The organism is Agromyces sp. NPDC029043, from assembly GCF_055564615.1.
This window is the reverse complement of the sequence record NZ_JBVHVX010000006.1, coordinates 138,976-164,809: the sequence shown is the minus strand read 5'-3', so window position 1 is coordinate 164,809 and position 25,834 is coordinate 138,976. Positions and strand designations below refer to the sequence as shown.

At 70.4% G+C, this 25,834-nt stretch carries 34 protein-coding genes; 2 read left to right on the top strand and 32 right to left on the bottom strand.

What is annotated here, in order from left to right; all coding sequences use genetic code 11:
* Nucleotides 1-10: 10 nt before the first annotated feature.
* Nucleotides 11-1,861 (bottom strand): glutamine--fructose-6-phosphate transaminase (isomerizing), encoded by a 1,851-nt coding sequence (gene glmS, locus ACZ4TW_RS10260; RefSeq protein ID WP_465542612.1) that lies wholly within the window; start codon nucleotides 1,859-1,861, stop codon nucleotides 11-13.
* Between the two features lie 68 nt (nucleotides 1,862-1,929).
* Here glmS and coaA point away from each other — a divergent pair, with 68 nt between their 5' ends.
* Nucleotides 1,930-2,886: a type I pantothenate kinase gene (coaA, locus tag ACZ4TW_RS10255; RefSeq protein WP_465542611.1), complete on the top strand. Its 957-nt coding sequence runs from the start codon at nucleotides 1,930-1,932 to the stop codon at nucleotides 2,884-2,886.
* A gap of 64 nt (nucleotides 2,887-2,950) precedes the next feature.
* On the opposite strand, the gene glmM is transcribed toward coaA, so the two are convergent.
* The 16 genes from glmM to ACZ4TW_RS10175 form a co-directional block, all read right to left on the bottom strand.
* The gene (gene glmM, locus ACZ4TW_RS10250) at nucleotides 2,951-4,312 is read right to left on the bottom strand and encodes a phosphoglucosamine mutase (RefSeq protein ID WP_465542610.1); all 1,362 of its coding nucleotides are present in this window, start codon (nucleotides 4,310-4,312) and stop codon (nucleotides 2,951-2,953) included.
* 17 nt (nucleotides 4,313-4,329) lie between these two features.
* Nucleotides 4,330-4,815: a 30S ribosomal protein S9 gene (gene rpsI / locus ACZ4TW_RS10245; RefSeq protein ID WP_465542609.1), complete on the bottom strand. Its 486-nt coding sequence runs from the start codon at nucleotides 4,813-4,815 to the stop codon at nucleotides 4,330-4,332.
* Between the two features lie 38 nt (nucleotides 4,816-4,853).
* Nucleotides 4,854-5,300, bottom strand: a complete 447-nt coding sequence (rplM, locus tag ACZ4TW_RS10240) for a 50S ribosomal protein L13 (protein ID WP_465542608.1) — start codon at nucleotides 5,298-5,300, stop codon at nucleotides 4,854-4,856.
* 137 nt (nucleotides 5,301-5,437) lie between these two features.
* Nucleotides 5,438-6,370 carry a tRNA pseudouridine synthase A gene (locus ACZ4TW_RS10235; protein ID WP_465542669.1) on the bottom strand — a complete coding sequence of 311 codons (933 nt, stop codon included), beginning with the start codon at nucleotides 6,368-6,370 and terminating at the stop codon, nucleotides 5,438-5,440.
* A gap of 84 nt (nucleotides 6,371-6,454) precedes the next feature.
* A complete protein-coding gene (gene rplQ, locus ACZ4TW_RS10230; protein WP_465542607.1) occupies nucleotides 6,455-7,006 on the bottom strand; it encodes a 50S ribosomal protein L17 in 552 nt (183 codons plus the stop codon).
* Between the two features lie 46 nt (nucleotides 7,007-7,052).
* Nucleotides 7,053-8,039 (bottom strand): DNA-directed RNA polymerase subunit alpha, encoded by a 987-nt coding sequence (locus ACZ4TW_RS10225; RefSeq protein WP_465542606.1) that lies wholly within the window; start codon nucleotides 8,037-8,039, stop codon nucleotides 7,053-7,055.
* Between the two features lie 175 nt (nucleotides 8,040-8,214).
* Nucleotides 8,215-8,613: a 30S ribosomal protein S11 gene (gene rpsK / locus ACZ4TW_RS10220; protein WP_092668574.1), complete on the bottom strand. Its 399-nt coding sequence runs from the start codon at nucleotides 8,611-8,613 to the stop codon at nucleotides 8,215-8,217.
* Between the two features lie 32 nt (nucleotides 8,614-8,645).
* Nucleotides 8,646-9,026: a 30S ribosomal protein S13 gene (rpsM, locus tag ACZ4TW_RS10215; protein ID WP_465542605.1), complete on the bottom strand. Its 381-nt coding sequence runs from the start codon at nucleotides 9,024-9,026 to the stop codon at nucleotides 8,646-8,648.
* A gap of 136 nt (nucleotides 9,027-9,162) precedes the next feature.
* Nucleotides 9,163-9,276, bottom strand: coding sequence for a 50S ribosomal protein L36 (gene rpmJ / locus ACZ4TW_RS10210; RefSeq protein ID WP_056734976.1), 114 nt, complete (start codon nucleotides 9,274-9,276; stop codon nucleotides 9,163-9,165).
* A gap of 70 nt (nucleotides 9,277-9,346) precedes the next feature.
* Nucleotides 9,347-9,568: a translation initiation factor IF-1 gene (gene infA, locus ACZ4TW_RS10205; RefSeq protein WP_011186713.1), complete on the bottom strand. Its 222-nt coding sequence runs from the start codon at nucleotides 9,566-9,568 to the stop codon at nucleotides 9,347-9,349.
* A 150-nt stretch (nucleotides 9,569-9,718) separates the two neighbouring features.
* Nucleotides 9,719-10,867 (bottom strand): mannitol-1-phosphate 5-dehydrogenase, encoded by a 1,149-nt coding sequence (locus tag ACZ4TW_RS10200; protein ID WP_465542602.1) that lies wholly within the window; start codon nucleotides 10,865-10,867, stop codon nucleotides 9,719-9,721.
* Nucleotides 10,864-11,304 (bottom strand): PTS mannitol transporter subunit IIA, encoded by a 441-nt coding sequence (locus ACZ4TW_RS10195; RefSeq protein ID WP_465542600.1) that lies wholly within the window; start codon nucleotides 11,302-11,304, stop codon nucleotides 10,864-10,866. The genes ACZ4TW_RS10200 and ACZ4TW_RS10195 overlap by 4 nt, the downstream gene beginning before the upstream one ends.
* A 130-nt stretch (nucleotides 11,305-11,434) precedes the next feature.
* Nucleotides 11,435-12,988: a PTS mannitol transporter subunit IIBC gene (locus ACZ4TW_RS10190; RefSeq protein ID WP_465542598.1), complete on the bottom strand. Its 1,554-nt coding sequence runs from the start codon at nucleotides 12,986-12,988 to the stop codon at nucleotides 11,435-11,437.
* An 18-nt stretch (nucleotides 12,989-13,006) separates the two neighbouring features.
* Nucleotides 13,007-14,689, bottom strand: coding sequence for a phosphoenolpyruvate--protein phosphotransferase (ptsP, locus tag ACZ4TW_RS10185; protein WP_465542596.1), 1,683 nt, complete (start codon nucleotides 14,687-14,689; stop codon nucleotides 13,007-13,009).
* Between the two features lie 45 nt (nucleotides 14,690-14,734).
* Complete coding sequence (locus tag ACZ4TW_RS10180; RefSeq protein WP_465542594.1) at nucleotides 14,735-15,001, bottom strand: HPr family phosphocarrier protein; 267 nt, start codon at nucleotides 14,999-15,001, stop codon at nucleotides 14,735-14,737.
* 91 nt (nucleotides 15,002-15,092) lie between these two features.
* Nucleotides 15,093-15,401: a PTS sugar transporter subunit IIB gene (locus ACZ4TW_RS10175; protein ID WP_465542592.1), complete on the bottom strand. Its 309-nt coding sequence runs from the start codon at nucleotides 15,399-15,401 to the stop codon at nucleotides 15,093-15,095.
* 231 nt (nucleotides 15,402-15,632) lie between these two features.
* On the opposite strand from ACZ4TW_RS10175, the gene ACZ4TW_RS10170 reads away from it, so the two are divergent.
* Entirely contained in the window at nucleotides 15,633-17,513 is a 1,881-nt protein-coding gene (locus tag ACZ4TW_RS10170) for a BglG family transcription antiterminator (protein WP_465542590.1), read from the top strand.
* 12 nt (nucleotides 17,514-17,525) lie between these two features.
* Here ACZ4TW_RS10170 and map read toward each other — a convergent pair whose 3' ends face one another.
* The 15 genes from map to rplP all read right to left on the bottom strand — a co-directional run bounded on the left by map (nucleotide 17,526) and on the right by rplP (nucleotide 25,833).
* Nucleotides 17,526-18,353 (bottom strand): type I methionyl aminopeptidase, encoded by an 828-nt coding sequence (map, locus tag ACZ4TW_RS10165; RefSeq protein ID WP_465542588.1) that lies wholly within the window; start codon nucleotides 18,351-18,353, stop codon nucleotides 17,526-17,528.
* Nucleotides 18,354-18,364: 11 nt separating this feature from the next.
* A complete protein-coding gene (locus tag ACZ4TW_RS10160) occupies nucleotides 18,365-18,997 on the bottom strand; it encodes an adenylate kinase (RefSeq protein ID WP_465542586.1) in 633 nt (210 codons plus the stop codon).
* Nucleotides 18,994-20,316 carry a preprotein translocase subunit SecY gene (gene secY / locus ACZ4TW_RS10155; RefSeq protein ID WP_465542584.1) on the bottom strand — a complete coding sequence of 441 codons (1,323 nt, stop codon included), beginning with the start codon at nucleotides 20,314-20,316 and terminating at the stop codon, nucleotides 18,994-18,996. The genes ACZ4TW_RS10160 and secY overlap by 4 nt, the downstream gene beginning before the upstream one ends.
* 114 nt (nucleotides 20,317-20,430) lie before the next feature.
* Nucleotides 20,431-21,084 carry a 50S ribosomal protein L15 gene (gene rplO, locus ACZ4TW_RS10150; protein ID WP_465542582.1) on the bottom strand — a complete coding sequence of 218 codons (654 nt, stop codon included), beginning with the start codon at nucleotides 21,082-21,084 and terminating at the stop codon, nucleotides 20,431-20,433.
* Entirely contained in the window at nucleotides 21,084-21,269 is a 186-nt protein-coding gene (gene rpmD / locus ACZ4TW_RS10145; protein ID WP_092668548.1) for a 50S ribosomal protein L30, read from the bottom strand. Before rpmD ends, rplO begins: the two co-directional genes overlap by 1 nt.
* Complete coding sequence (gene rpsE / locus ACZ4TW_RS10140; RefSeq protein WP_465542579.1) at nucleotides 21,269-21,934, bottom strand: 30S ribosomal protein S5; 666 nt, start codon at nucleotides 21,932-21,934, stop codon at nucleotides 21,269-21,271. Before rpsE ends, rpmD begins: the two co-directional genes overlap by 1 nt.
* A 44-nt stretch (nucleotides 21,935-21,978) precedes the next feature.
* The gene (rplR, locus tag ACZ4TW_RS10135) at nucleotides 21,979-22,338 is read right to left on the bottom strand and encodes a 50S ribosomal protein L18 (RefSeq protein WP_465542577.1); all 360 of its coding nucleotides are present in this window, start codon (nucleotides 22,336-22,338) and stop codon (nucleotides 21,979-21,981) included.
* Nucleotides 22,339-22,340: 2 nt separating this feature from the next.
* On the bottom strand, nucleotides 22,341-22,877 hold the full coding sequence (gene rplF / locus ACZ4TW_RS10130; RefSeq protein ID WP_465542575.1) for a 50S ribosomal protein L6: 537 nt from the start codon (nucleotides 22,875-22,877) through the stop codon (nucleotides 22,341-22,343).
* A gap of 4 nt (nucleotides 22,878-22,881) precedes the next feature.
* Nucleotides 22,882-23,280 (bottom strand): 30S ribosomal protein S8, encoded by a 399-nt coding sequence (rpsH, locus tag ACZ4TW_RS10125; protein ID WP_465542573.1) that lies wholly within the window; start codon nucleotides 23,278-23,280, stop codon nucleotides 22,882-22,884.
* A 157-nt stretch (nucleotides 23,281-23,437) separates the two neighbouring features.
* On the bottom strand, nucleotides 23,438-24,028 hold the full coding sequence (gene rplE, locus ACZ4TW_RS10120) for a 50S ribosomal protein L5 (protein ID WP_465542571.1): 591 nt from the start codon (nucleotides 24,026-24,028) through the stop codon (nucleotides 23,438-23,440).
* The gene (gene rplX / locus ACZ4TW_RS10115; RefSeq protein WP_465542569.1) at nucleotides 24,028-24,387 is read right to left on the bottom strand and encodes a 50S ribosomal protein L24; all 360 of its coding nucleotides are present in this window, start codon (nucleotides 24,385-24,387) and stop codon (nucleotides 24,028-24,030) included. Before rplX ends, rplE begins: the two co-directional genes overlap by 1 nt.
* A 2-nt stretch (nucleotides 24,388-24,389) precedes the next feature.
* Nucleotides 24,390-24,758 carry a 50S ribosomal protein L14 gene (rplN, locus tag ACZ4TW_RS10110; protein ID WP_092668534.1) on the bottom strand — a complete coding sequence of 123 codons (369 nt, stop codon included), beginning with the start codon at nucleotides 24,756-24,758 and terminating at the stop codon, nucleotides 24,390-24,392.
* Nucleotides 24,759-24,791: 33 nt separating this feature from the next.
* Nucleotides 24,792-25,094 (bottom strand): 30S ribosomal protein S17, encoded by a 303-nt coding sequence (gene rpsQ / locus ACZ4TW_RS10105; protein ID WP_465542568.1) that lies wholly within the window; start codon nucleotides 25,092-25,094, stop codon nucleotides 24,792-24,794.
* 2 nt (nucleotides 25,095-25,096) lie between these two features.
* Nucleotides 25,097-25,414, bottom strand: coding sequence for a 50S ribosomal protein L29 (rpmC, locus tag ACZ4TW_RS10100; protein ID WP_092668530.1), 318 nt, complete (start codon nucleotides 25,412-25,414; stop codon nucleotides 25,097-25,099).
* On the bottom strand, nucleotides 25,414-25,833 hold the full coding sequence (rplP, locus tag ACZ4TW_RS10095) for a 50S ribosomal protein L16 (RefSeq protein WP_092668528.1): 420 nt from the start codon (nucleotides 25,831-25,833) through the stop codon (nucleotides 25,414-25,416). Before rplP ends, rpmC begins: the two co-directional genes overlap by 1 nt.
* Nucleotide 25,834: the final 1 nt, after the last annotated feature.

Genomic DNA, 25,834 nt, shown 5'->3' with positions numbered 1-25,834 from the left:
CCGAGCGGACTCACTCGACGGTGACCGACTTCGCCAGGTTCCTCGGCTGGTCGACGTCGAGGCCCTTGGCCTGCGAGAGCTCCATCGCGAAGATCTGCAGGGGCACGACCGCGAGCAGCGGCTCGAACAGCGGGCCGGCGAGCGGGATGCGGATCACCTCGTCGGCGAACGGCAGCACCGCGGCATCCCCCGCCTCGGCGATCGCGATGACGCGGGCACCGCGCGCGCGGATCTCCTGGATGTTCGAGACGACCTTCGGGTGCAGCGCCGCGGAACCGCGCGGGCTCGGCACCACGACGAACACGGGCTGGCCGGGCTCGATGAGTGCGATCGGGCCGTGCTTCAGCTCGCCCGCCGCGAATCCCTCGGCGTGGATGTAGGCGAGCTCCTTGAGCTTCAACGCTCCCTCGAGCGCGATCGGGTAGCCGACGTGACGGCCGAGGAACAGCACCGAGCGGGTGTCGGACATCCAGTGCGCGAGCTCGCCCACTCGCTCGCCCTGCTCGAGGACCGTCGCGATCTTCTCGGGGACCGCCTGGAGCTCGGCCACCTGCGCCGCGAGCTCGGCGTCGGAGAGCGTGCCGCGCACCCGGGCGAGGTGCAGGCCGAAGAGGTAGAGCGCCGTGATCTGCGCCACGAAGGCCTTGGTCGAGGCGACCGCCACCTCGGGCCCCGCGTGCGTGTAGACCGCCGCGTCGGACTCGCGCGGGATCGTGGACCCCTGCGTGTTGCACACCGAGATCGCCTTCGCGCCCTGCTCGCGCGCGTACTTCACGGCCATGAGCGTGTCCATGGTCTCGCCGGACTGGCTGATCGAGACGACGAGCGTGCCGTCGTCGAGCACCGGCTCGCGGTAGCGGAACTCGTGGCTGAGCTCGACCTCGACGGGGATGCGCGCCCACTGCTCGATCGCGTACTTGGCGACCATGCCCGCGTAAGCCGCGGTGCCGCACGCGATGACCGTGATACGGCGGATGGCGCGCAGCGCCTCGTCGCCGAAGGCATCGAGCTCGGGCACCGAGACGCTGCCGTCGACGATGCGACCGCGGAGCGTGTTCGCCACCGCGTCGGGCTGCTCGGCGACCTCCTTCGCCATGAACGAGGACCAGCCGCCCTTCTCGGCCGCGGACGCATCCCACGCGACGTCGAACGGCTCGACGTCGACGGCGTTGCCGTCGAAGTCGGTCACCGTGACCCCGTCGGCGGTGATCGCGACGATCTGGTCCTGGCCGATCGCGACCGCGCGCTTGGTGAACTCGACGAAGGCCGCCACATCGGACCCCAGGAAGTTCTCGTTCTCGCCGAGCCCGATCACGAGCGGCGAGTTGCGGCGTGCGCCGACCACGAGGCCCGGCTCGTCCTTGTGGACTGCCAGGAGCGTGAACGCGCCCTCGAGGCGGCTGACCGCGCGGCGGAACGCCTCGCGCAGGTCGCCGACCTCGCGGTACTCCTTGCCCAGCAGCACCGCGGCGACCTCGGTGTCGGTCTCGCTGCGGAACGGGAAGCCCTCGGCGACGAGCTCGGCCTTCAGCTCGGCGAAGTTCTCGATGATGCCGTTGTGGATCAGCGCGAGCTTGTCGTCGTCGGCGAGGTGCGGGTGCGCGTTGCGGTCGGTCGGGCCGCCGTGCGTCGCCCAGCGCGTGTGCCCGATGCCCGTGCCACCGCGGTGGATCGGGTGACGGTCGAGTTCGTCGGCGAGCACCTGCAGCTTGCCCGCGCGCTTGGCGAACTCGAGGTCGCCCTCGTCATCGACGACGGCGACGCCCGCCGAGTCGTACCCACGGTATTCGAGGCGGCGCAGGCCGCCCATGAGGACGTCGAGGCTGTTGCGCTCTCCGACGTATCCGACGATTCCACACATGGGGTCGATCCTACCGGCGCGTACCTGAACGCCCGTCCCACGGTCGCGGGCGTGACTAGACTGTCCCGGTGCCCGATCCGCAGAGCCAGTCGACGCACACGGCGAACGTCTCGCCCTTCATCGAGCTCGGCCGGGCCGACTGGGCCGCACTCGCGCCGTCGATGCCGTCGCCGCTCCGCGAGACCGAGATCGTGCAGCTCCGCGGCCTCGGCGAACCGCTCGACCTCAACGAGGTCGCCGAGGTCTACCTGCCCCTGAGCCGGCTGCTCAACCTCTACGTCGGCGGCACCAAGGCGCTCCACGAGGTCACGAGCACGTTCCTCCGCGAGCGGTTCGAGTCGACGCCGTTCGTGATCGGCGTCGCCGGATCGGTGGCCGTCGGCAAGTCGACGATCGCGCGGCTGCTCCGTGAGCTCCTCGCCCGTTGGGAGCACACGCCGCGCGTCGAGCTCGTGACCACCGACGGGTTCCTCTTCCCCAACGCCGAGCTCGAGCGTCGCGGGCTCATGGCGCGCAAGGGCTTCCCCGAGTCGTACGACCGGCGCGCGCTGCTGCGCTTCGTCAGCGCCGTGAAGTCCGGCGCCCCAGAGGTGCGCTCGCCGTTCTACTCGCACCTCGCGTACGACATCGTGCCCGACGCGCAGATCACGGTCCGTCGCCCCGACGTGCTCATCGTCGAGGGCCTCAACGTCCTGCAGCCGCCCGGCCCCGGTCACCGACTGGCGGTGAGCGACCTCTTCGACTTCACGATCTACGTCGACGCGCGCACGAGCGACATCGCGCGCTGGTACGAGGAGCGCTTCCTGAAGCTGCAGCGCGGCGCGTTCGCGAACCCGCGCTCGTACTTCCACCGCTACGCGAGCCTCACCGAAGATGAGGCGCGCGCCCGTGCGCGCTCGATCTGGCAGGCGATCAACGAGCCGAACCTGCTGCAGAACATCCGTCCGACCCGGTCGCGTGCGTCGCTCGTGCTGCGCAAGGGCGCCGACCACGCGGTCTCGAGCGTGCTGCTGCGCAAGCTCTGAGGGTCGGGGGCGAGCGGATGCCGCGGCATCCGCCCGTCGTCGGGTCGGATGCCGCGGCCCTCGATCAGACGGCCAGGCGCTCGCGCACGACGTCGGCGAGCCGATTCGCGTGCGCCTCGGCGGCAGCCTGGTCGGCCGCCTCGACCATGACCCGGACCATGGGCTCGGTGCCCGACGGACGCAGCAGCACCCGCCCGGTCTCGCCCAGCTCTGCCTGGGCGCGCTCGACGGCCGCCGTGATCTCGGCGTCGTCGCCGAGCGCGTGGTGGTCGACGCCGCGCACGTTCACGAGCACCTGCGGGTAGACGGTCATCACGGACGCCAGGTCGGCCAGCGACCGGCCCGTGCGCGCCATCTCGGCCACGAGGTGGAGGCCCGTGAGCACACCGTCGCCGGTGGTGGCGAACTCGGACATGATCACGTGGCCCGACTGCTCGCCGCCGAGCGCGTAGCCGCCCTCGCCGAGCGCCTCGAGCACGTAGCGGTCGCCGACCTTGGTCTCGATGACGCGGATACCGTGCTCGGCCATCGCGCGCTTGAGGCCGAGGTTCGACATGACCGTGACGACGAGCGTGTCATCGGTGAGCGCGCCGCGTTCCTGCATGGCGACGGCGAGGATCGCCATGATGCGGTCGCCGTCGACCACGTTGCCGTCGGCGTCGACCGCGAGGCATCGGTCGGCGTCGCCGTCGTGCGCGATGCCGATGTCGGCGCCGTGCTCGAGCACCGCCTGCTGCAACTGCTCGAGGTGGGTCGAGCCCACGCCGTCGTTGATGTTCATGCCGTCGGGATCGGCGCCGATCACGATCACCTCGGCTCCCGCATCGCGGAAGGTCTCGGGCGAGACGCCGGCAGCGGCGCCGTGCGCGCAGTCGAGCACGACCCGGAGCCCGTCGAGGCGGTTGGGCAGCGTGCCGAGGAGGTGGACGACGTAGCGGTCCTCGGCATCGGCGAAGCGGCGGATCCGGCCCACGCCGCCGCCGGTCGGGGCGAGCTTCTGCTTGCCGAGGTGGGACTCGATGCGGTCCTCGACCTCGTCGGGGAGCTTCGTGCCGCCGAACGAGAAGAACTTGATCCCGTTGTCGGGCGCCGGGTTGTGCGACGCCGACACCATCACGCCGAAGTCGGCGCCGATGCTGTCGATGAGGAACGCCGTCGCGGGCGTGGGGATGACCCCGGCGTCGAGCACATCGACACCGGAGCTGGCGAGCCCGGCCGACACGGCGGCGGTGAGGAATTCGCCCGACACGCGGGGGTCGCGGGCGACGACCGCGACCGGCCGGCGCCCGGCGGCGCGGAGTTCGTCGGCGTGCCGACCCTGCGTGAGCACGGCGGCAGCCGCCTGGGCGAGGCCCAGGGCCAGGTCAGCCGTGAGTTCACGGTTGGCCAGGCCCCGGACCCCGTCGGTTCCGAAGATCCGAGGCATCTGAGCAGCGCTCGCGCTCAGCGCTTCGAGAACTGCGGCGCCTTGCGAGCCTTCTTGAGACCGGCCTTCTTGCGCTCGATGACGCGGGCGTCGCGCGTGAGGAAGCCGGACTTCTTCAGCGTCGGGCGGTTGTTCTCGCGGTCGATCTCGTTGAGCGCACGCGCGATGGCGAGGCGCAGCGCGCCGGCCTGGCCCGACGGGCCGCCACCCGTGATGCGGGCGATCACGTCGTACGAGCCGCCGAGCTCGAGCACGGTGAAGGGGTCGGTGATCAGCTGCTGGTGCAGCTTGTTGGGGAAGTAGTCCGCGAACTCACGGCCGTTGACCGTGATGGTGCCCGCGCCGGGCACGACGCGAACGCGTGCGATGGCCTGCTTGCGGCGGCCGACGGCCGCGCCCGAGACGTTGAGCACGGGGCGGGGGGTGGCCGGAGCCGCGGCGGGCGCGCTCTCGGTCGTGTAGCTCTCGGGAGCCTGGTCGATCTGGTCTGCGATCTTCGCCATGGTGGTGTCTCTGAATCCTTTTCGCGTCGGCGCCGGGCTTACTGGGCGACCTGGGTGAGGGTGTACGGCTTCGGCTGCTGAGCCGCGTGCGGGTGCTCCGGGCCGGCGTAGACCTTCAGCTTCTTCAGCTGGGCACGACCGAGCGAGTTCTTGGGGAGCATGCCGCGGATCGCCTTCTCGACGGCGCGGACGGGGTTCTTCTCGAGGAGCTCGGCGTAGCCGACGGCCTTGAGACCGCCCGGGTAGCCCGAGTGGCGGTAGGCCTTCTTCTGCTCGAGCTTCTGGCCGGTGAGGGCCACCTTCTCGGCGTTGACGATGATCACGAAGTCGCCGGTGTCGACGTGGTTCGCGAAGATCGCCTTGTGCTTGCCGCGCAGGAGCGCGGCGGAGTGGCTCGCGAGGCGGCCGAGCACGACGTCGGTGGCGTCGATGACGACCCAGTCGCGCTGGATCTCGTTCGCCTTCGGGGTGTAGGTGCGCGTCACAGTAGTGCTGCTTTCTGATCGAGTGAGTGGTTCGTGAATCCCGCTCCGGTGGGTGTTCGCCCCGCGATGCGGTCGAACGGCCCGGTGGAGGGCTCAACATCGGGCACCGACGCAGACGGCGGCACCAAAGGGAGAGCTTACCCGACGACTCCGTCGACGTGCAATTCGCGGCGTGCCCGCGTCTGCAGCGCGCGGTCCGCGAGCTCCTCGTCGGGCGGGTAGCCCACCTCGGTGAGCGTCAGCCCCTTCGCGGGCAGCACCTTGAATGCGCTCGTGCGCTGCCGCGCGTGCAGGAGCTCGGCCGGTCCGGCCACGTCGAGTCGCCCCTCGCCCACGGCGAGGCACGCGCCGACGAGAGCCCGCACCATCGAGTGGCAGAACGCGTCGGCCCGCAGCGCGGCCACGAGCACGCCGTCGTCGTCGCGCCGCCAGCGGTAGGACTGCAGGGTGCGGATCGTCGTGGCCTCCTCGCGGGGCTTGCAGTACGCCGCGAAGTCGGCCAGCCCGACGAGCGTCTGCGCGGCCACGCCCATGGCCTCGACGTCGAGCTCGCGCGGGTACCAGACGGTGCGGTGCCGCTGCAGCGGATCGTGTGCAGCGGATGCGTCGGCCACGCGGTACTCGTAACGGCGCCAGGCCGCCGAGAAGCGCGCGTCGAAGCCATCGGCCGCGACCCGCACCGACCTGACCACCACGTCGGCGTCGTGCGCGCCGAGGATGCCGCGCAGCCGCCGGACGAGCACCGCCCCCGGGTCGGCGGCCCGCCCGCTCGACGCGTCGCCGCGCCGGGGACGCGTCACGACCGCGAGCGCGTCGGAGTCGACGTCGAGATGCGCGACCTGACCCGAAGCGTGCACGCCCGCGTCGGTGCGCCCCGCGACCACGAGCCGCGGCGTGACACCCTCGCGCCGGAACAGCGTCGTGAGGGCCGACTCGAGCACGCCCTGCACCGTGCGCAGCCCGGGCTGCCGGCTCCAGCCGGCGAACTCGGTGCCCTGGTAGGCCAGGTCGAGCCGCAGGCGCACGACGGATGCCGCGGCATCCGCCCCGCGATCGCCCCGCTCCGTCATCGCATCGCCCACCCGAACAGCCTAGATGCGAGGAGGGGCCCCGATGCGAACGCATCGGGGCCCCTCGTACGGAAGGCGCGAAGGCTACTTCGCCGCCGCCTCCTCGGTCTCGGCCTGCTCGGCCGACTCCTCGGACGCCTCGGAGCCCGCGGCCTCGTCGACCGCGGCCTCGGACTCGGTCACGACCTCCTCGGGGGTCTCCTCGGCGGCCGGCTCCTCCGCCGGCGCGGCGGGGGCGGCCTCGGCGGCCGGCTTGGCGGCGCGCTGCTTCGGCGTGACGGGCTCGAGGACGAGCTCGATGACCGCCATGGGCGCGTTGTCGCCCTTGCGGTTGCCGATCTTGGTGATGCGGGTGTAGCCGCCCTCACGGTCGGCGACCTGCGGCGCGATCTCGGTGAACAGCTTGTGCACGACCGACTTGTCGCCGATGACGGCGAGCACGCGACGGCGGGCGTGCAGGTCGCCGCGCTTGGCGAACGTGATCAGGCGCTCGGCCAGCGGACGAAGGCGCTTGGCCTTGGTCTCGGTGGTCGTGATCCGCTCGTGCGTGTACAGCGCGGCGGCGAGGTTCGCGAGCAGCAGGCGCTCGTGCGCGGGTCCGCCTCCGAGGCGGGGGCCCTTCGTGGGCTTCGGCATGGTTCGTTATCTCCAGTGGTGGGGGGTTGGTGCGGCCCGTGGCCTGCTAGTTCTCGTCGTCGAAGCCCGTGTAGAAGTGGGCGCCGTCGAAGCCGGGGACCGAGTCCTTCAGCGACAGGCCCATCTCGGTGAGCTTGTCCTTGACCTCGTCGACCGACTTCTGGCCGAAGTTGCGGATGTTCATCAGCTGCGACTCCGACAGGGCGACGAGCTCGGACACCGTGTTGATGCCCTCGCGCTTGAGGCAGTTGTACGAACGCACCGACAGGTCGAGGTCCTCGATCGGGATCGAGAGCTCGCTCGAGAGGACGGCGTCGACCGGCGCCGGGCCGATCTCGATGCCCTCGGCGGCGCTGTTGAGCTCGCGGGCGAGGCCGAACAGCTCGGTGAGCGTGCGACCGGCCGACGCGATCGCGTCGCGCGGGGAGATGGCCGGCTTGGTCTCGACGTCGACCACGAGGCGGTCGAAGTCGGTGCGCTCGCCGGCACGCGTGGCCTCGACCCGGTAGGTGACCTTGAGCACCGGCGAGTAGATCGAGTCGACCGGGATCTGGCCGGCCTCGGAGTACTCGTTGCGGTTCTGCGAGGCCGAGACGTAGCCGCGGCCGCGCTCGATCGTGAGCTCGAGCTCGAACTTCGCCGAGTCGTTGAGCGTGGCGATGACCAGGTCGGGGTTGTGCACCTCGACGCCCGCCGGAGCGGAGATGTCGGCGGCGGTGACCTCACCGGCACCCTGCTTGCGCAGGTAGGCGGTGATGGGCTCGTCGTGCTCGCTGGAGACGACCAGGTTCTTGATGTTGAGGATGATCTCGGTGACATCCTCCTTCACGCCCGGGACGGTCGAGAACTCGTGGAGCACGCCGTCGATGCGGATGCTCGTCACGGCGGCGCCGGGGATCGAGGAGAGGAGGGTGCGACGGAGCGAGTTCCCCAGGGTGTAACCGAAGCCCGGCTCGAGGGGCTCGATCACGAAACGCGAACGGAACTCCGAGATGTTCTCTTCGGTGAGCGTCGGACGCTGTGCGATCAGCACGGTGTGATTCCTTTCGGCAGGGTGTCCGCTATATGACACCTGCGAGTTCGAGGATCTTGAGTTGTGAGAGAGAACGTGTCGTTGGTCGAGCAGGCCCGCCAGGGCCGTACCGGGACCCGCGGATGACGCGGGGGCCCGGTACGGACAGGCGGCCTACTCGACCAACGGTGGAGTGCTAGACGCGGCGACGCTTGGGCGGGCGGCAGCCGTTGTGCGCCTGGGGCGTCACGTCGTTGATGCTGCCGACCTCGAGGCCCGCGGCCTGGAGCGAGCGGATCGCGGTCTCGCGGCCCGAGCCCGGGCCCTTGACGAAGACGTCGACCTTCTTCATGCCGTGCTCCTGCGCCTGGCGCGCGGCCGACTCGGCGGCGAGCTGCGCGGCGAACGGGGTCGACTTGCGCGAGCCCTTGAAGCCGACGCCGCCCGACGAGGCCCAGCTGATCACGGCACCGGTGGTGTCGGTGATCGAGACGATCGTGTTGTTGAACGTCGACTTGATGTGGGCCTGGCCCACGGCGATGTTCTTCTTTTCCTTCTTGCGCGGCTTGCGAGTCGCCGCCTTGGGTGCTGCCATGTTCGAAATCTCCTAGATCTTGGCGCGAGCGGTTACTTGCGGCCGGGCTTCTTCTTGCCGGCGACGGTGCGCTTCGGGCCCTTGCGGGTACGAGCGTTGGTCTTAGTGCGCTGACCGCGGACCGGGAGGCCGCGGCGGTGGCGGATGCCCTCGTACGAGCCGATCTCGACCTTGCGGCGGATGTCGGCGGCCACCTCGCGGCGGAGGTCGCCCTCGACCTTGTAGGTGCCCTCGATGTGGTCGCGCAGCGCGACGAGCTGCTCGTCGCTGAGGTCCTTCACGCGGATGTCGCCGCTGATGCCGGTGGCCTTCAGCGTCTCGAGCGCGCGGGTGCGACCCACGCCGTAGATGTAGGTCAGTGCGATCTCCACGCGCTTCTCGCGCGGGATGTCGACTCCTGCCAGACGTGCCATGGTGGCGTTCTCCTGTTGAGTGAGTCGGAGGTGTGGAGCACTTCCGGTGCCTCGGCCTCCGTCCGAGGGTGTCCCCCGCGCCTCACGGGCGCGGGTTCGTGGAAGTGCCGGTGTTGAGTTCGGCGTCGGCGCGGGACTAGCCCTGGCGCTGCTTGTGGCGGGGGTTCTCGCAGATCACCATGACGCGGCCGTGGCGGCGGATGACCTTGCACTTGTCGCAGATGCGCTTGACGCTGGGGTTGACCTTCACAGTCGTGGATCCTTTTTTCGCTGTCCTCGTACCCGCGGGGTGCCGCGGGTCGTTACTTTCCGAACAGCCCTTACTTGTAGCGGTAGACGATGCGGCCGCGGGTCAGGTCGTACGGGCTCAGCTCCACGATCACGCGGTCCTCGGGGAGGATGCGGATGTAGTGCTGGCGCATCTTTCCGGAGATGTGGGCGAGCACCTTGTGCCCGTTGGTCAGCTCGACCCGGAACATCGCGTTCGGGAGAGCCTCGATGACCGAGCCTTCGATCTCGATGACGCCGTCTTTCTTGGCCATAGCCTCACTATCGCTTGGAGTTTGGGTATTCGGTCGTGCGATGATGATGCACGACCTCGGCAGGGCCCATCGGGCATGCCGAAGCGGGCGTGCAAAACACCAAGGGTCAACTATAGGCGAATCGGGCGCGATTCGCCAGTCGGGCCGCGGTCAGCGTCCGGTCCGACGTGCCACGGTCTCGACGAGGCGGTCGTGCAGCGGATGGTCCGCGCGGATCTCGCACACCTCGTGCACGATCGCGGCCGCGGCATCCGTGCGCAGGCGTTCCTGCAGCTCGACGCTCTCGGGATCGGCGGGCACGTCGAACGCCAGGGCCGCCTCGATCGCCGCGAGCAGCCCGTCGACCGGGAGCCCGCGCTCCGCCAGCTCGGCGGCCGGCGCGACGAACCGCTCGCGACGGCCGAGCTTGCGGATCGGCTGGCGCCCCACGCGCTCGACCGTGTCGGGCAGCGCCTCGTTGCGGAACCGCCCGAGGATCGTCGCCCGGTACGAGGCCTGCTCCTCCTCGGTGAAGCCGTGCTTGGCGACGATGAGCGCCGACGTCTCCTCGAGCACCCGCTCGACCCGCTCGGCGACCGACGGATCGGCCAGCGCCTCCGCGATCGTCGCATGCCCGGCCAGGAAGCCGAAGTACGCGGTCGAGGCGTGCCCCGTGTTCACGGTGAAGAGCTTGCGCTCGATGTACGGGCCGAGCCGGTCGACGAAGTGCGCCCCGGGGATCGGGGGAGGCGCGTCGCCGAACGGCGGCCGCTCGATCGCCCACTCCGAGAACGTCTCCACCGTGACGTCGAGCCCGGCCCCGTCGGGTTGGCCGGGCACGATCCGGTCGACCGCCGTGTTCGCGAAGACCGCGCGCCGCTGCAGCTCGACCCACTCGTCGGGACCTGCGAGGTGCTCGGTCTCGGCGCGCAGCATGCTCGTGGCGTCGATCGCGTTCTCACACGCCATGACCGCCAGAGGGGCCGCATCGGGCGACCGGTCGCGCAGCGCCTGGAGCACGTTCGGCGCGATGAACCGCAGCACGTTGGGCCCGACGGCGGTGGTGAACACGTCGGCGTCGGCGAGCTCGGCGGCGAGCGCGGCGCCATCCGTCTGGCTGTTGATCGCCCGGTACCGGTCGACGACGAGGTCGCGCGCGCCCTCGCCCACCTCGTGCACCGTGTAGCGGTCGGATGCCGCGAGCGCGTCGATGAGCTCGGCGTTGACGTCGGCGAACACCACCTCGTACCCCGCGTCGTGGAGGAGCAGCCCGATGAAGCCGCGCCCGATGTTGCCCGCGCCGAAGTGGACGGCCTTCACGACTCGTTCACCTCGGACAGCAACGCCACGAGCTCGTCGGACGACTGCGCCGCGAGGAGTCGGTTCACCTCGTCCTCGTCGGAGAAGATGATCGCGATCTTCGACAGGATGTCGAGGTGCTCGTTCTCGAGGCCCGCGATGCCGACCACGAAGCGGGCCTGCTCGCCGTTCCAGTCGATCGGCTGCTCGTAGCGCAGCAGCGACATCGCGGAGCGTCGGATCAGCCCCTTGGCCTCATTGGTGCCGTGCGGGATGGCCAGCCAGTTGCCCATGTAGGTCGACACCGACGACTCGCGCTCGAGCATCGAGTCGATGTACGAGGGGTCGACGGCGCCGGCGTCGACGAGCACGCGCCCCGCCTCGCGGATGGCCGCGTCGCGGTCGGCGCCGCCCGGCACGATCCGGACGTTCTCGGGCGGCAGGATCTGGTCGGTCATGGGAGCTCCTTCTTCCTCGTCGTGCTCGTGGCTTCTCGTCGCAGGGGCGGGGGGATGACGCGACCGCCCGGGTCGCGACCGGCAGGTGCGGCCGCGACCCGGGCTCCGATTCATCCCGTCGGCGTCGTCGTCACCGGTCCTCGTGCTGCGCCTTGATCAGGTCGACGACCTCGTCGTACCTCGGCGAGTTCATGAAGTTGTCGACCGAGACGTGGACGGCATCCGGGGTCTGGTGACGTGCCCGGTCCGTCAGCTGGTTCTGCGTGATGACCAGATCGGCCGACGGGTCGAGGCTCGCGATCGCCTTGTTGACGACCGTGACATCCTCGATACCCGCCTTCTTGATCTTGTTGCGCAGCACGCTCGCGCCCATCGCCGACGAGCCCATGCCCGCGTCGCACGCGAACACGACGCTCTTGATCTCCCGCACGGTTCCGGTCGCGGGACCACCGCGCCCGTCCGCCTGGGTCGCCGCGCCGCCGCGGAGGTTCGAGAGGGCGTCGGAGCTCTTGCCCTTGGCCGCCTCGGTCTGCGTGATCGCGGCGCCGAACGCGTCATCCGAGACGGCCATCGCCTCGAGGTCGCGCTTGCGGGACGCCCGCAGGATGAGCGCCGCGATGGTGAACGTCACGCCCGCCGACAGGATCACCGACAGGATGACGGCGAAGTAGGCACCCGGCGCGGTCTGCAACAGGACGGCGATGATGCTCCCCGGCGCGGCCGGAGCCCGCAGGGCGCCGCCGAGCAGCATGTTGGTGGTGACCCCGGTCATGCCGCCCGCGATGAGCGCCAGGATCAGGATCGGCTTCATCAGCGCGAACGGGAAGTACACCTCGTGGATGCCGCCGAAGAACTGGATCACGGCCGCACCCGGTGCCGATGCCCTGGCCGCGCCGATGCCGAAGAACGTGAACGCCAGCAGCAGGCCCACACCGGGGCCGGGGTTCGCCTCGAGCAGGAACAGGATCGACGAGCCCTCCTCGGCCGCCTGCGACAGGCCGAGCGGGGTGAGCACGCCGTGGTTGATGGCGTTGTTCAGGAACAGCACCTTGGCCGGCTCGATGATGATGCTGGTCAGCGGAAGCAGGTTCGTCTCGACGAGCCAGGCCACCGCGCCCGAGAGGGCGTTCATGATGCCGTTCACCAGCCACGCCACCGGGTAGAACCCGACGATGGCCATGACGAAGCCCCAGATGCCGGCCGAGAACATGTTCACGAGCATCTCGAAGCCCGCGCGGACCTTGCCCTCCCAGATCGAGTCGAGCCGCTTCATGGTCCAGGCGGCGAGCGGGCCGAGGATCATGGCGCCGATGAACATGTGGATCTGTCCGAGCTGGTTGTCCTCAGGCAGGGTCGCATTCACCTGGGCGATGAGCAGGTCGGAGCCGGCGATCGCACCGAAGGTCGCGATGCCGCCGACCACGCCGCCGCGGATGCCGTAGACCATCGAGCCGCCGGTGTAGCCGATCAGGATCGGCAGCAGGTAGTGGATGAACGGACCGACGATGGTCGCGAGGTCGGCGTTGGGCGTCCACCCGACCCCGATGAAGAACGCGGTGAAGATGCCCCATGCGATGAGCGCGGGGATGTTCGGCATGATCATGCCGCTCAGGAAGGTTCCGAATCTCTGGACGTGGACGCGGGCTCCCCCGGGTCGCTTCGCCTCAGCTGACGTCGTCGTCATGGCTGCCTCCAGTGCAGGTCACGGCACGGTCGTGCCGGTCGGGGTGGGTGCGGATTCGGCGGCCGCTCGTGCCGCCTGCTTCGCCTCGGCCGCTCCCTCGGCGACCAGGGCTGCCCGGGCGATGCGCTCGGCATCCTCCCGGGTGTACCGCGCGAGGGAGGCGCGGACGTCTGCGAGTGCCGACGGCGACATCGACAGGCTCGTGGCGCCGAGGCCCACGAGGACCACGGCGAGCAGGGGGTCGGCGGCGGCCTCGCCGCAGATCCCGACGGGACGGCCGTCGACGCGTCCGGCGTCGCCGACGTGCTTGACGAGGTGCAGCACCGACGGGTGCCACGCGTCCTGCAGGTTCGCGACCGTGCCGAGGAGCCGGTCGGCGGCCATCGTGTACTGGGTGAGGTCGTTCGTGCCGATCGAGGCGAAGTCGGCGACCTTCAGGATGTGCCCCGCGATGAGCGCGGCCGAGGGCGTCTCGACCATGACCCCGGCGACCTTGATGCCGAGCTCGGCGCACAGCTCGGTGAAGTAGCGGGTCTCGTCGACCGTCGCGATCATCGGCGCCATCACCCACAGGTCGGCGTTGGTCGCGGCGTCGGCCGCCGCCAGCGCGGTGAGCTGCTCGCGCAGGATGACCTCGGAGTGCCGGAGCGCGCGGATGCCGCGCAGGCCGAGCGCGGGGTTCTCCTCGTGCGCGTCGTTGAGGAACGACAGCGGCTTGTCGGCCCCCGCGTCGAGCACCCGCACCACGACCTTCTTGCCCGCGAAGGCGGTGAGCATGCGCGTGTACTGCGCCTGCTGCTCGGTGACGGATGGCGCGGTGTTCGCGTCGAGGAAGAGGAACTCGGTGCGGAACAGGCCGACCCCCTCGGCGCCGAGCTCGAGCGCCTCCGCGGCGCCGTCGGCCGAGCCGAGGTTCGCGAGGAGCGGCACGGGCGTGCCGTCCGCCAGCGCCCCCGGCGTGATGGGCGCGGCCGCGCGCGCGGCGCGTTCGGCGATGCGCTCCTGCGCGGCGGCGACCGCCTCGGGCGAGGGCGCCTGCACGACCAGGTCGTTCGCGGCGTCGACGATGACCGTGTCGCCGTCGGCGAGGCTCGCGGCATCCGCTGCCCCGACCACCGCCACGATCGACTTCTCGCGGGCCAGGATCGCGGTGTGCGAGGTCGGGCCGCCGTCGATCGTGACGAGGCCGAGCACCTGGCCGAGGTCGAGGAGCGCCGTGTCGGCCGGCGCGAGATCGCGTGCGACCAGCACGAACGGGTGCCCCGGATTGGGCACGCCGGGAGCGGGGACCTTGAGCAGGTGGGCCACGACGCGCTGCGAGACGTCGTCGAGGTCGGCTGCGCGCTCACCCATGTACCCGCCCATCGCGGCGAGCATGTCGCGGAACGACGCGAACGCCTCGAACACCGCGCGTTCGGCCGTCTTGCCGCTCGCGAGCCGGGTCACGACGTCGTCCATCAGCGTGGGGTCCTCGGCCATCATGGCCTGCGCCTCGAGCACGTCCTGCGCGGCCCCGCCGGCCTGCTGGCCCTTGCGCTGCAGTTCGGCGGCGACGACCGAGACGGACGCGCGTGCGCGCTCCTCCTCGCGCGCCGGATCGAGGTGGCTCGGCCGGTCGACCGGCTCGGGCAGACGCTCGGCCATGCGCACGACCGGTCCGACGGCCACGCCCTGGCCGATCCCGGTGCCTCTGAACTCCATCACTCGCCCCTCCGATTCGTGTCGATGGGCGACGGATGCCGCGGGCTATTCGTCGTGATCGGTGCTGAGCAGCTCGACCAGCTCGTCGAGCACGCGCTGCTCGTCGCCCCCGTCGACCGCCACGGTGACCTCGTCGCCGTGGTCGATGCCCTGCGCGATGACGGCGAGGATGCTCGCCGCATTGACGGGAGCGCCACCCGATTTCGCGATGGTGACACTCGATCCCGATGCCGCGGCGGCCTGGGTGAACAGCTTCGCGGGCCGCGCGTGCAGCCCGTGGGTCGATCCGACTCGAACAGTGCGCTCCACCATGTCTCCGGCCTCCGTCGCTGGCGTCCGTTCCCGTGATCACCATAGCCCGCCGGATTCGCGCAGGGAACGGGGTTGCGCGGCGTGGGGGCGTTCACGATCGTGCTCCGCTGATCTCGATCGCGAGGTCGAGCGCCGCATCGCCGTCGAGCGTGCGGGTCTCGCCGGGCAGCACCGCGAGCGGCACGGACGCCGCGGCCGCGTCCTGCGCGAGCGACGGCAGCCGCTCGGCGAGGTGCGTGCCCACGAGCAGGGCGTCGGCGCCGGCGAGCGCGTCGGCGAGCGTCTGCTCCCCGGCGGCCTGGACGTCGACGTCGAGTCCGCGGGCCTCGGCGGCCCGGCGGATGCGCAGCGCGGCGAAGGTGCTCGACGCACCCGCTCCGCACACGACGACGATCCGCATCGCCTGCCTCCTCGCCCGGCTCGCCCGGTCTCCTTCGATCGGTCACGGCGGATGCCGCGATCGTTCCGAGTCTGCTCCCGGCGGCGCGCCGTGTGCCAACAGACCTGCTTCCGCACCCCCGGAAGAAGCGATGGGCGCAGGGCCGGAAGCGGGCGCGGAGTGGTTGACTGGACGGCACCCGCCCGGCACCCGCGCCGCGGCGGCGGATCGGGAGATCGGGAGCGAGCTGACGTGCCGGAGAAGTGGGAGCGCCTCGTCGCGGCCCTCGCCGACGACGACGGCTGGGTCACGGCGTCCCGGCTCGCCGACCGGCTCGGGGTGTCGGATCGCACGGTGCGCACATACGCCGCCCAGGCGAACCGGGGCGGCGAGCACGTCGTGGAGTCAGGTCCCGACGGCTACCGCCTCGACCGGGGGGCGTGGGCGCGCCGACTGGAGGCCGGCCCGGCCGCGTCCGACGCCGCGACGCCCGACGGGCGCCGGTCGCGCCTCATCCGCGACCTCGCCGACGCGCCCGACGGCCTCGACGTGCATGAGGCGGCCGCAGCGTCGCACGTGAGCGAGTCCACGATCGAGGCCGACCTCGGCCGCGTCCGCACCCGCCTGCAGGGCACCGGGCTCGCCCTCGAGCGCGACGGCAGCGTGGTGCGGCTCGTCGGGCCGGAGAGCGCGATGCGTCGGCTCGTCGGCTCGCTCGTCCGCGAGGAGGGGCGCCGCGGCATCCGCGACCTGTCCACGCTCCGCGAGGGGTTCGCGCCGATGGACGGCTTCCGGCGGGCCCTGCTCGTCGGGCTCGACGAGGCGGGCTATGCGCCGAACGAGTACGCGCTCGAGGACGTCCTGCTGCACGTCGCGATCGCGCTCGACCGGGTGTCGCGCGACCGCACGCTCGCCGCGCCATCCGCCGACGACGCACCCGACGCCGACGACGGGCTGTCGGGCCTCGTCGACGACCTCGTCCGCCGCGAGTTCGGGGTTCGCCTGCCGCCGGCCGAGGTCGTCCACCTCGCGAGGCTGATCGGCACGCGCGCGGCCACGCGCCGGTCGGGCGCGACGCGCGCGGGGGTGCTTCGCGAGATCGTGGAGCGGATCTCCCGCGACTGGCTCGTCGAGCTCGGTGACGACGAGTTCATCGAACGCCTGGCGCTGCACGTCGACAACCTCGCCGCCCGCGCCGCTGAGCACAGCTACTCCCGCAACCCCCTCACGGCGTCGATCAAGGCGGCCTATCCCCTCATCTACGATCTCGCGGTCTACCTCGCGAGCGAGCTCGCCCGCCTCGAGGGCATCACGGTCAACGACGACGAGATCGCGTACCTCGCGATGCACCTCGGCGCGCAGCTCGAACGCACGCGCGCGCGAGGCGACGTCGTGCGCGTCGCCGTCGTCGCCCCCGAGTACCACGACGCCCGCGCCCTGCTCGTCGAGCGCCTGCGCGGGCGGCTGGGCGACGAGGTCGACCTCGTCGTCGACGAGCCGGCCGGCGCCGACGCGGATGGCGCGACCACCGCCTCCGACGCCGACCTGGTCGTCGCCGTGCTGCCCCCGCGCGCACCGCTCCCCCACGTCGTGACGGTGTCGCCCCTGCCGACCGAGGACGACCTGGAACGCGTCCGCTCCGAGGTCGCCCGCCTCCGCCGCGGGCGTCGACGCGCGCGCCTCGCCTCGACGCTCTCCCGCACGATCGGGCCCGACCTGTTCGTCCGCGGGGTCGGCGGCCGCGAGCGCGAGGACGTCATCCGGCTGCTCGGCGACCGGCTCATCTCGGCCGGAGTCGTCGACGATGCGTACGTCGCCGGCGCCCTCGAGCGCGAGCGGATGTCGTCGACGGCGTTCACCGACCTGCTCGCCGTGCCGCACGCCATGACGATGACCGCCTCACGCAGTGCGATCGCCATCGCGATCGACGAGCACCCCATCGCGTGGGGCGACGCGAACGTGCACGTCGTCGCGCTGATCGCCTTCGCCGAGGGCGGCCGCGCCGAGTTCCAGGCGATGTTCGACCAGTTCGTCGAGGCCTTCTCCGAGCCCGAGAACGTCCGGCGGCTGGTCCGCGGCGCGCTCGACTACCCGGGCCTGCTCGCCGAGCTCTCGGGCATCATGGCGCCCTGACGGCCCTCCGGTTCAGGCGATGCGAGCGGGGCGCACGTCGAACGGCGCCAGGCCCGCGGCGCCGCCGTCGGGCGCGGTGAGCACCCAGATGCCGTCCCGGTGCACGGCGACGCTGTGCTCGGCGTGCGCGCCGTCGCCGCCGTCGGCGGTCGTGACCGTCCAGCCGTCGTCGCGGACGAACGTCTCCGGTGCCCCCGAGGTGATCATCGGCTCGATCGCCACGACGAGACCCGGCGCCACGCGCGGGCCCCGGCCCCGCACCGCGTGGTTGTACACGGTCGGCTCCTCGTGCATCGCCCGGCCGATGCCGTGGCCGCCGTACCCCTCGAGGATGCCGTAGGGCCCCGACGCGGCCACGGACTCCTCGATGGCCTCCCCGACCTCGTTCAGGTGACGCGCGGTCGCGAGCCGCGCGATGCCGGCCCACAGGGCCAGCTCGGCGGCCTCGGCCAGCGCCTGGCGCGCCCGGACCACGCCGGGACGGTCGGGGTCGGGCAGCACCACGGTGAACGCGGCGTCGCCGTTCCATCCGCCGACCTCGGCGCCGCCGTCGACCGACACGATGTCGCCCGGGCGGAACGCGCGCTCCCCCGGCACCCCGTGCACCACGTCGTCGTCGACGGAGACGCACAGCGTGTGCGCGTAGCCGGGCTCGAGCCGGAAGTTCGATCGCCCGCCCCGGCCGCGGATCACCGCGTCGGCGACGGCGTCGAGCTCGAGCGGCGTCGCGCCGACGTGCAGCCGTTCGCGAACGGCGGCCAGGGCGGCCGCGGTCGCCTCGCCGGCCGGGATCATCGCCCGCAGCTCGGCAGGCGAGCGGAGCGGGACCCGGCGGAACATCGAGGTGCGGCCTACGCCGCGCCGGCGCTCGACGCGTCGTCGTGGCCGTCGGGCACGAGCCCGCGCTCGGCGAGCGCCGCGAAGATGCGATCGGTCACCTCGTCGAGCGAGCCGACGCCGTCGACGGCGAGCACCAGGCCGCGCTCGCGGTACACGTCGAGGATCGGCGCGGTCTCGCGCTCGTAGATCTCGAGGCGGTTCGCGATGACCTCTTCGGTGTCGTCGGTGCGGCCCTGGTCGATGGCGCGCTGCCGCAACCGCGCGATGCTCTCGTCGCGCGGGACCGCGAGCTCGATCACGGCGTCGAGCGACTCACCACGCGCGCCGAGGAATTCGTCGAGGTGCTCGACCTGGCCGCGGTTGCGGGGGTAGCCGTCGAGGAGGAAGCCGTGCGCGGCATCGGGCTGGGCCAGGCGGTCGCGCACGAGCTCGCTGGTCAGCTCGTCGGGCACGAGGTGTCCGGCCTCGATGATCTCCTGCACCTGCTTGCCGAGGTCGGTTCCGCCCTTGACGTTCTCGCGGAAGATGTCGCCCGTGGCGACCTGGGGAACGCCGAAGGCCTCGGCGACGAGCACGCCCTGCGTGCCCTTGCCGGATCCCTGCGGGCCGACGATGAGGAATCGGGCGGAGGCGACGGCGGTCATCGGAGGAGTCCTTCGTAGTGGCGCTGCTGGAGCTGCGCGTCGATCTGCTTCACGGTCTCGAGTCCGACGCCGACGATGATCAGGATCGACGCGCCGCCGAAGGGGAAGTTCTGGTCGGCGCCGACCATGGCGAAGGCGATGAGCGGGATGAGCGCCACGAGGCCCAGGTAGAGGGAGCCGGGCAGCGTCACGCGCGTGAGCACGTAGTCGAGGTACTCCGCCGTCGGGCGGCCCGCGCGGATGCCGGGGATGAAGCCGCCGTACTTCTTCATGTTCTCCGCGACCTCGTCGGGGTTGAACGTGATCGCCACGTAGAAGTACGTGAAGCCCACGATGAGGAGGAAGTAGATGAGCATGTAGAGGGGGCTGTTCCCCTGCGTGAGGTTGTTCGTGATCCACACGACCCACGCCTGCGGCTCCTCGCCCGCGGCGGGCTGGTTGAACTGGGCGATCAGCGCCGGCAGGTACAGCAGCGACGAGGCGAAGATGACCGGCACCACGCCGGCCATGTTCACCTTGATGGGGATGTAGGTGTTGTTGCCGCCGTAGGTGCGGCGGCCGACCATGCGCTTGGCGTACTGCACCGGGATGCGGCGCTGCGACTGCTCGACGAAGACCACGGCGAGCACGATGACCAGGCCGATGGCGATGACGACGGCGAACACGTCGAAGCCGCGCGAGATCGCGATCGCCCACAGCGACCCGGGGAAGGTCGCGGCGATCGAGGTGAAGATGAGCAGCGACATCCCGTTGCCGATGCCGCGCTCGGTGATGAGCTCGCCGAGCCACATGATGAGGCCGGTGCCCGCGGTCATCGTGATGACCATGAGCAGAATGGCGTACCAGGCGTCGTTGGTGATGAGCTGCGTGCACGCCGGGTCGGAGTTCGCCGGGAACAGGGCGCCCGATCGGGCGACCGTGATGAGCGTCGTCGACTGGAGGACGCCGAGCGCGATGGTGAGGTACCGGGTGTACTGAGTGAGCTTGCCCTGGCCCGCCTGGCCCTCCTTGTAGAGGGTCTCGAAGTGCGGGATGACCACGCGCAGCAGCTGCACGATGATCGACGCGGTGATGTAGGGCATGATGCCCAGCGCGAAGATCGAGAGCTGGAGGAGGGCGCCGCCCGAGAACAGGTTCACGAGCTCGTACAGGCCGGACGCACCCTGGTTCGCCGCGAGGCACTGCTGGACGTTGCCGAAGTCCACGAACGGCGCCGGGATGAACGAGCCGAGTCGGAACAGGGCGATGATGCCCAGCGTGAACCCGATCTTCCGGCGAAGGTCGGGGGTGCGGAAGATCCGCCCGATGGCGTTGAACACTCGTCCTCCTGTTACTGACGCCGCAGTCAGTCTGAATGCGGCTCGAGCCTGTCGAGACCCCCGTGAATCATACGCGAGGTCCCGACAGGCTCGAATTCCGTGTGGGCAGCGGCCTTACTTGACCGAGCCGCCCGCCGCGACGATCTTCTGCTCGGCGGAACCGGAGACCTTGTCGACCGCGACGTTGAGCTTGACCTGGAGGTCGCCGTTGCCGAGCACCTTGACGCGCTCGTTCTTGCGGACGGCGCCCTTGGCCACGAGGTCGTCGACGGTCACGTCGCCGCCCTGCGGGTAGAGCTCGGCGAGCTTGTCCAGGTTGACCACCTGGTACTCGACGCGGAACGGGTTCTTGAAGCCGCGGAGCTTCGGCGCACGCATGTGGTACGGAAGCTGGCCGCCCTCGAAGCCGGGGCGGATGTTGTTGCGGGCCTTCGAACCCTTGGTGCCGCGACCGGCGGTCTTGCCCTTCGAACCCTCACCGCGACCGACGCGGGTCTTGTCCTTCTTGGCACCCGGCGCCGGGCGCAGGTGGTGCACCTTGAGCACGGGCTCGCGCACGACGTCGGCCTCGGCCTGCTTCGCGGGAGCCTTCTTGGCGGCGGCCTTCTTCGCCGGCGCCTTCTCGGCAGCGGTGTCGTCGGCCTTGGCGGCGGCGGCCTTGGCCGGCGCCTTCTTCGCGGGGGCCTTCTCGGCAGCGGGCTTCGCCGCCGCCTTCTTCGCGGGAGCCTTCGTCGAGGTCTCCTCCGCGGCCTTCTTCTCTTCAGCCATTAGTCGATCTCCTCAACCTTCACGAGGTGGGCGACCGTCTTCACGTAACCGCGGTTCTGCGGCGTGTCCTCGCGGACGACGGAGTCGCCGATGCGCTTGAGCCCCAGGCTGCGGAGCGTGTCGCGCTGGTTCTGCTTCTCGCTCACCTTGGACTTGATCTGGGTCACCTTGAGCTGCTTGGCCATCAGGCACCTGCCTTCGCTGCTGCGGCAGCCTCGGCCGCCTGGGCCTCGGCACGCAGCAGGCGGGCCGGGGCGACCTCGTCGTAGTCGAGACCACGACGAGCGGCGACGGCGCGCGGCTCCTCGAGCTGCTTCAGCGCCTCGACCGTGGCGTGCACGATGTTGATGGTGTTCGACGAGCCGAGCGACTTGCTCAGGACGTCGTGGATGCCGGCGCACTCGAGCACGGCACGCACCGGACCACCGGCGATGACACCGGTACCGGGGCCGGCCGGGCGCAGGAGCACCACGCCGGCGGCCGCCTCGCCCTGCACGGGGTGCGGGATCGACGAGCCGACGCGAGGCACGCGGAAGAAGTTCTTCTTCGCCTCCTCGACGCCCTTCGAGATCGCGGTCGGGACCTCGCGCGCCTTGCCGTAGCCGACGCCGACGAGCCCGTTGCCGTCGCCCACGACGACCAGCGCCGTGAAGCTGAAGCGGCGACCGCCCTTGACGACCTTCGACACGCGGTTGATGGTGACGACGCGCTCGAGGAACTGGCTCTTCTCGGCGTCGCGCTCGCGACGGTCACGGCCCTGGCCGCGGTCGCGGCCGCCGCGGCGGCCCTCGCGCTCGTTGCGCGGCGGCTCGGAGGACGCTGCCGTCTCGACGGGTGCCTCTGCGGTCACCTCGGTCTCCTTCACGTTGCCACTTTCGTTGGTAGGTGCAGTGCTCACAGGTTCAGCCCTGCCTCTCGCGCTCCGTCGGCGATCGCTGCGACACGACCGGCGTACTTGTTGCCGCCGCGGTCGAACACGACCGACTCGATGCCCACCTGCTTGGCGCGCTCGGCGACGAGCTCGCCGACCTTCTTGGCCTTGGCGGTCTTGTCGCCGTCGAACGCGCGGAGGTCGGCCTCCATGGTCGAGGCGGAGGCCACGGTGCGGCCCTTGCTGTCGTCGACGACCTGCACGAAGACGTGGCGGGCCGAACGCGTCACGACGAGACGAGGACGCAGCTCGGTCCCGACGACCTTCTTGCGAAGCCGGGTGTGGCGGCGCGAACGCGCAGCCGACTTGCTCTTGACGGCCATGATTACTTACCAGCCTTTCCGGCCTTGCGACGCACGACCTCGCCGGCGTAGCGGATGCCCTTGCCCTTGTAGGGCTCGGGCTTCTTGATCTTGCGGATGTTGGCGGCGGTCTCGCCGACGGCCTGCTTGGAGATGCCCGAGACCGTGAGCTTGTTGTTGCCCTCGACGGTCAGCGTGATGCCGGCCGGCGGCTCGACCGTGACGGGGTGCGAGAAGCCGAGCGCGAACTCGACCGCGCTGCCCTTCTGCGCGACGCGGTACCCGGTGCCGACGATCTCGAGGCCCTTGGAGTAGCCCTGGGTCACGCCGAGGATGTCGTTGGCGATGAGGCTGCGCGTGAGGCCGTGCAGCGATCGCGACTCGCGCTCGTCGTCGGGGCGGGTGACGAGGACCTGGTTGTCCTCCACCTTGACCTCGATGGGCGCGGCCACGGTGAGCGCGAGCTCGCCCTTGGGGCCCTTGACGGTGACGGCGCGGCCGTCGACCTTCACGTCGACCCCGGCGGGGATGTCGATGGGGAGTCGTCCGATTCGTGACATGGATCTACCACACGTAGGCGAGGACTTCCCCACCCACGCCCTTCTTCTCGGCCTGGCGGTCGGTGAGCAGACCGCTGGAAGTGGACAGGATCGCGACGCCGAGGCCGCCGAGCACCTTGGGGATCTCGGTCGACTTCGCGTAGACGCGCAGGCCGGGCTTCGACACGCGCTTGATGCCCGCGATCGAACGCTCGCGGTTGGGGCCGAACTTGAGCTGCAGCGTGAGCGTCGTGCCGACGCGCGCGTCGGTCACCTCGAAGTCCGCGATGTAGCCCTCGCTCTTGAGGATCTCGGCGATGTGCGCCTTGAGCTTCGAGTTGGGCATCGACACGGAGTCGTGGTGCGCGGAGTTGGCGTTGCGCAGGCGCGTCAGCATGTCAGCGACCGGGTCGGTCATCGTCATGACGGTGTTTCCTTACGTTCACCAGGTTTCAGGACCCGGTACACGGGGACTGACCTGTGGTGGTGGCGACTCGCGGTTGCGGGCCGCCGGATGCCGTTGCGGGCCGGACCTCGGGTGTTCCGGGTCCGGCCGCGCGGGCACAAACTCGTAGAGTCTACTACGCGGATTCGTTCGACTTGAACGGGAAGCCGAGCGCCTTGAGCAGCGCGCGACCCTCGTCGTCGGTCTTGGCGGTGGTCACCACGGTGATGTCCATGCCGCGGACGCGGTCGATCTTGTCCTGGTCGATCTCGTGGAACACGGACTGCTCGGTGAGGCCGAAGGTGTAGTTGCCGTTGCCGTCGAACTGCTGGTCGGACAGGCCGCGGAAGTCGCGGATGCGGGGCAGCGCGAGCGAGAGCAGGCGGTCGAGGAACTCCCACATGCGGTCGCCGCGCAGCGTCACGTGGGCGCCGATGGGCTGGCCCTCGCGGAGCTTGAACTGGGCGATCGACTTGCGGGCCTTGGTGACCTGCGGCTTCTGGCCGGTGATGCGGGTGAGGTCGGCGATGGCGCCGTCGATGACCTTGCCGTCGCGTGCGGCCTCGCCGACGCCCATGTTGACCACGATCTTCACGAGACCCGGCACCTGGTGCGGGTTGGCGTAGCCGTTCGCCTCGGTGAGGGCCGTCGAGATCTCGTTCTTGTACTTCTGCTTGAGGCGCGGCTGGATCTTGCCAGCCGGCGCGGCAGTCGCGGTGTCAGTCATTACAGGTCCTTACCTGACTTCTTGGCGTAGCGGACTCGGACCGTCTTCTCGACGCCGTCCTTGGTGACCGTCTCGGTGCGGAAGCCGACGCGGGTCGGCTTCTTCGTCTCGGGGTCGACGAGCGCGACGTTCGACACGTGGATCGGGGCCTCGTGGGTCTCGATGCCGCCGGTCTTGCTGCCGCGCTGGGTCTGGCCGACGCGAACGTGCTTGGTGACGTAGTTCACGCCCTCGACGACGACGCGGTTCTGGTCGACGAGCACCTCGATGACCTTGCCCTGCTTGCCGCGGTCTCCGCCGCGGGCCTGGCTGCGGCCCGAGATGACCTGGACCAGGTCGCCCTTCTTGATGTTCGCCATGGTTACAGCACCTCCGGCGCCAGCGAGATGATCTTCATGAACTTCTTGTCGCGCAGCTCCCGGCCGACCGGCCCGAAGATGCGGGTGCCACGGGGGTCACCGTCGTTCTTGAGGATCACCGCGGCGTTCTCGTCGAACTTGATGTAGGAGCCGTCGGGACGACGGGTCTCCTTCACGGTGCGGACGACGACGGCCTTGACCACGTCGCCCTTCTTCACGTTGCCGCCGGGGATGGCGTCCTTGACCGTGGCGACGATGACGTCGCCCAGGCCCGCGTACCGGCGGTTGGATCCGCCGAGCACGCGGATCGTGAGCAGCTCCTTGGCACCCGTGTTGTCGGCGACCTTGAGCCGGGATTCCTGCTGAATCACTTCGTACTCCTTCTGAGAGGCAAGCCCAGGGGCTTACTTGGCCTTCTCGACGATCTCGACGAGGCGCCACCGCTTGGTGGCGCTGAGCGGGCGGGTCTCGGAGATCACGACGAGGTCACCGATGCCGGCGGTGTTCTGCTCGTCGTGCGCCTTGACCTTCGACGTGCGGCGCATGACCTTGCCGTAGAGGGGGTGCTTCACGCGGTCCTCGACCTCGACGACGATGGTCTTGTCCATCTTGTCGCTGACGACGTAGCCGCGGCGCACCTTGCGGTACGGGCGGTGCGAGGCCGTCTCGGCGACCTCGGCTTCAGCAGCCTTCTTGGTCTCAGCCATGATCAGGCCTCCTTCGTCTCGGCCTCGGTCGCGTCAGCCGCGGCCTTGGCCTTCTTCGTCTTCTTGGCGGGCGCGGCGGGCGCCTCGACCGGAGCCGGCGTCGCACGGATGCCGAGCTCGCGCTCACGGATGACCGTGTAGATGCGGGCGATGTCGCGCTTGACGGCCTTGAGGCGGCCGTGGCTCTCGAGCTGGCCCGTGGCCGACTGGAAGCGCAGGTTGAACAGCTCCTCCTTGGCCTTCTTCAGCTCGTCGACGAGACGCTCGTCCTCGAAGGTGTCGAGCTCGACGATAGCGAGCTCCTTGGAACCGACGGCCATTATGCGTCGCCCTCCTCGCGCTTGATGATGCGTGCCTTGAGGGGCAGCTTGTGGATGGCACGGGTCATGGCCTCGCGAGCGAGTTCCTCGGAGACGCCCGAGACCTCGAAGAGGACGCGACCCGGCTTGACGTTGGCGACCCACCACTCGGGCGAACCCTTACCGGAACCCATTCGGGTCTCGGCCGGCTTCTTCGTGAGCGGACGGTCGGGGTAGATGTTGATCCACACCTTGCCGCCACGCTTGATGTGACGCGTCATCGCGATACGAGCGGACTCGATCTGACGGTTCGTCACGTACGCGGGAGACAGGGCCTGGATGCCGAACTCGCCGAAGGAGACCTTCGTGCCGCCGGTGGCCTGGCCCGAACGGCCGGGGTGGTGCTGCTTGCGGTACTTGACTCGACGGGGAATCAACATG

Excerpts from the sequence above, each read along its gene's own strand:
- glmS (WP_465542612.1), bottom strand. The coding sequence starts at position 1,861 with ATGTGTGGAATCGTCGGATACGTCGGAGAGCGCAACAGCCTCGACGTC.
- glmM (WP_465542610.1), bottom strand. The coding sequence starts at position 4,312 with ATGCCTCGGATCTTCGGAACCGACGGGGTCCGGGGCCTGGCCAACCGT.
- rpsI (WP_465542609.1), bottom strand. The coding sequence starts at position 4,815 with ATGGCGAAGATCGCAGACCAGATCGACCAGGCTCCCGAGAGCTACACG.
- ACZ4TW_RS10235 (WP_465542669.1), bottom strand. The coding sequence starts at position 6,370 with ATGACGGAGCGGGGCGATCGCGGGGCGGATGCCGCGGCATCCGTCGTG.
- rplQ (WP_465542607.1), bottom strand. The coding sequence starts at position 7,006 with ATGCCGAAGCCCACGAAGGGCCCCCGCCTCGGAGGCGGACCCGCGCAC.
- rpsK (WP_092668574.1), bottom strand. The coding sequence starts at position 8,613 with ATGGCAGCACCCAAGGCGGCGACTCGCAAGCCGCGCAAGAAGGAAAAG.
- rpsM (WP_465542605.1), bottom strand. The coding sequence starts at position 9,026 with ATGGCACGTCTGGCAGGAGTCGACATCCCGCGCGAGAAGCGCGTGGAG.
- infA (WP_011186713.1), bottom strand. The coding sequence starts at position 9,568 with ATGGCCAAGAAAGACGGCGTCATCGAGATCGAAGGCTCGGTCATCGAG.
- ACZ4TW_RS10195 (WP_465542600.1), bottom strand. The coding sequence starts at position 11,304 with ATGACCGACCAGATCCTGCCGCCCGAGAACGTCCGGATCGTGCCGGGC.
- ACZ4TW_RS10190 (WP_465542598.1), bottom strand. The coding sequence starts at position 12,988 with ATGACGACGACGTCAGCTGAGGCGAAGCGACCCGGGGGAGCCCGCGTC.
- ptsP (WP_465542596.1), bottom strand. The coding sequence starts at position 14,689 with ATGGAGTTCAGAGGCACCGGGATCGGCCAGGGCGTGGCCGTCGGACCG.
- ACZ4TW_RS10180 (WP_465542594.1), bottom strand. The coding sequence starts at position 15,001 with ATGGTGGAGCGCACTGTTCGAGTCGGATCGACCCACGGGCTGCACGCG.
- ACZ4TW_RS10175 (WP_465542592.1), bottom strand. The coding sequence starts at position 15,401 with ATGCGGATCGTCGTCGTGTGCGGAGCGGGTGCGTCGAGCACCTTCGCC.
- map (WP_465542588.1), bottom strand. The coding sequence starts at position 18,353 with ATGTTCCGCCGGGTCCCGCTCCGCTCGCCTGCCGAGCTGCGGGCGATG.
- ACZ4TW_RS10160 (WP_465542586.1), bottom strand. The coding sequence starts at position 18,997 with ATGACCGCCGTCGCCTCCGCCCGATTCCTCATCGTCGGCCCGCAGGGA.
- rplO (WP_465542582.1), bottom strand. The coding sequence starts at position 21,084 with ATGGCTGAAGAGAAGAAGGCCGCGGAGGAGACCTCGACGAAGGCTCCC.
- rpmD (WP_092668548.1), bottom strand. The coding sequence starts at position 21,269 with ATGGCCAAGCAGCTCAAGGTGACCCAGATCAAGTCCAAGGTGAGCGAG.
- rplR (WP_465542577.1), bottom strand. The coding sequence starts at position 22,338 with ATGGCCGTCAAGAGCAAGTCGGCTGCGCGTTCGCGCCGCCACACCCGG.
- rplF (WP_465542575.1), bottom strand. The coding sequence starts at position 22,877 with ATGTCACGAATCGGACGACTCCCCATCGACATCCCCGCCGGGGTCGAC.
- rpsH (WP_465542573.1), bottom strand. The coding sequence starts at position 23,280 with ATGACGATGACCGACCCGGTCGCTGACATGCTGACGCGCCTGCGCAAC.
- rplE (WP_465542571.1), bottom strand. The coding sequence starts at position 24,028 with ATGACTGACACCGCGACTGCCGCGCCGGCTGGCAAGATCCAGCCGCGC.
- rplX (WP_465542569.1), bottom strand. The coding sequence starts at position 24,387 with ATGGCGAACATCAAGAAGGGCGACCTGGTCCAGGTCATCTCGGGCCGC.
- rpsQ (WP_465542568.1), bottom strand. The coding sequence starts at position 25,094 with ATGGCTGAGACCAAGAAGGCTGCTGAAGCCGAGGTCGCCGAGACGGCC.
- rpmC (WP_092668530.1), bottom strand. The coding sequence starts at position 25,414 with ATGGCCGTCGGTTCCAAGGAGCTCGCTATCGTCGAGCTCGACACCTTC.
- rplP (WP_092668528.1), bottom strand. The coding sequence starts at position 25,833 with ATGTTGATTCCCCGTCGAGTCAAGTACCGCAAGCAGCACCACCCCGGC.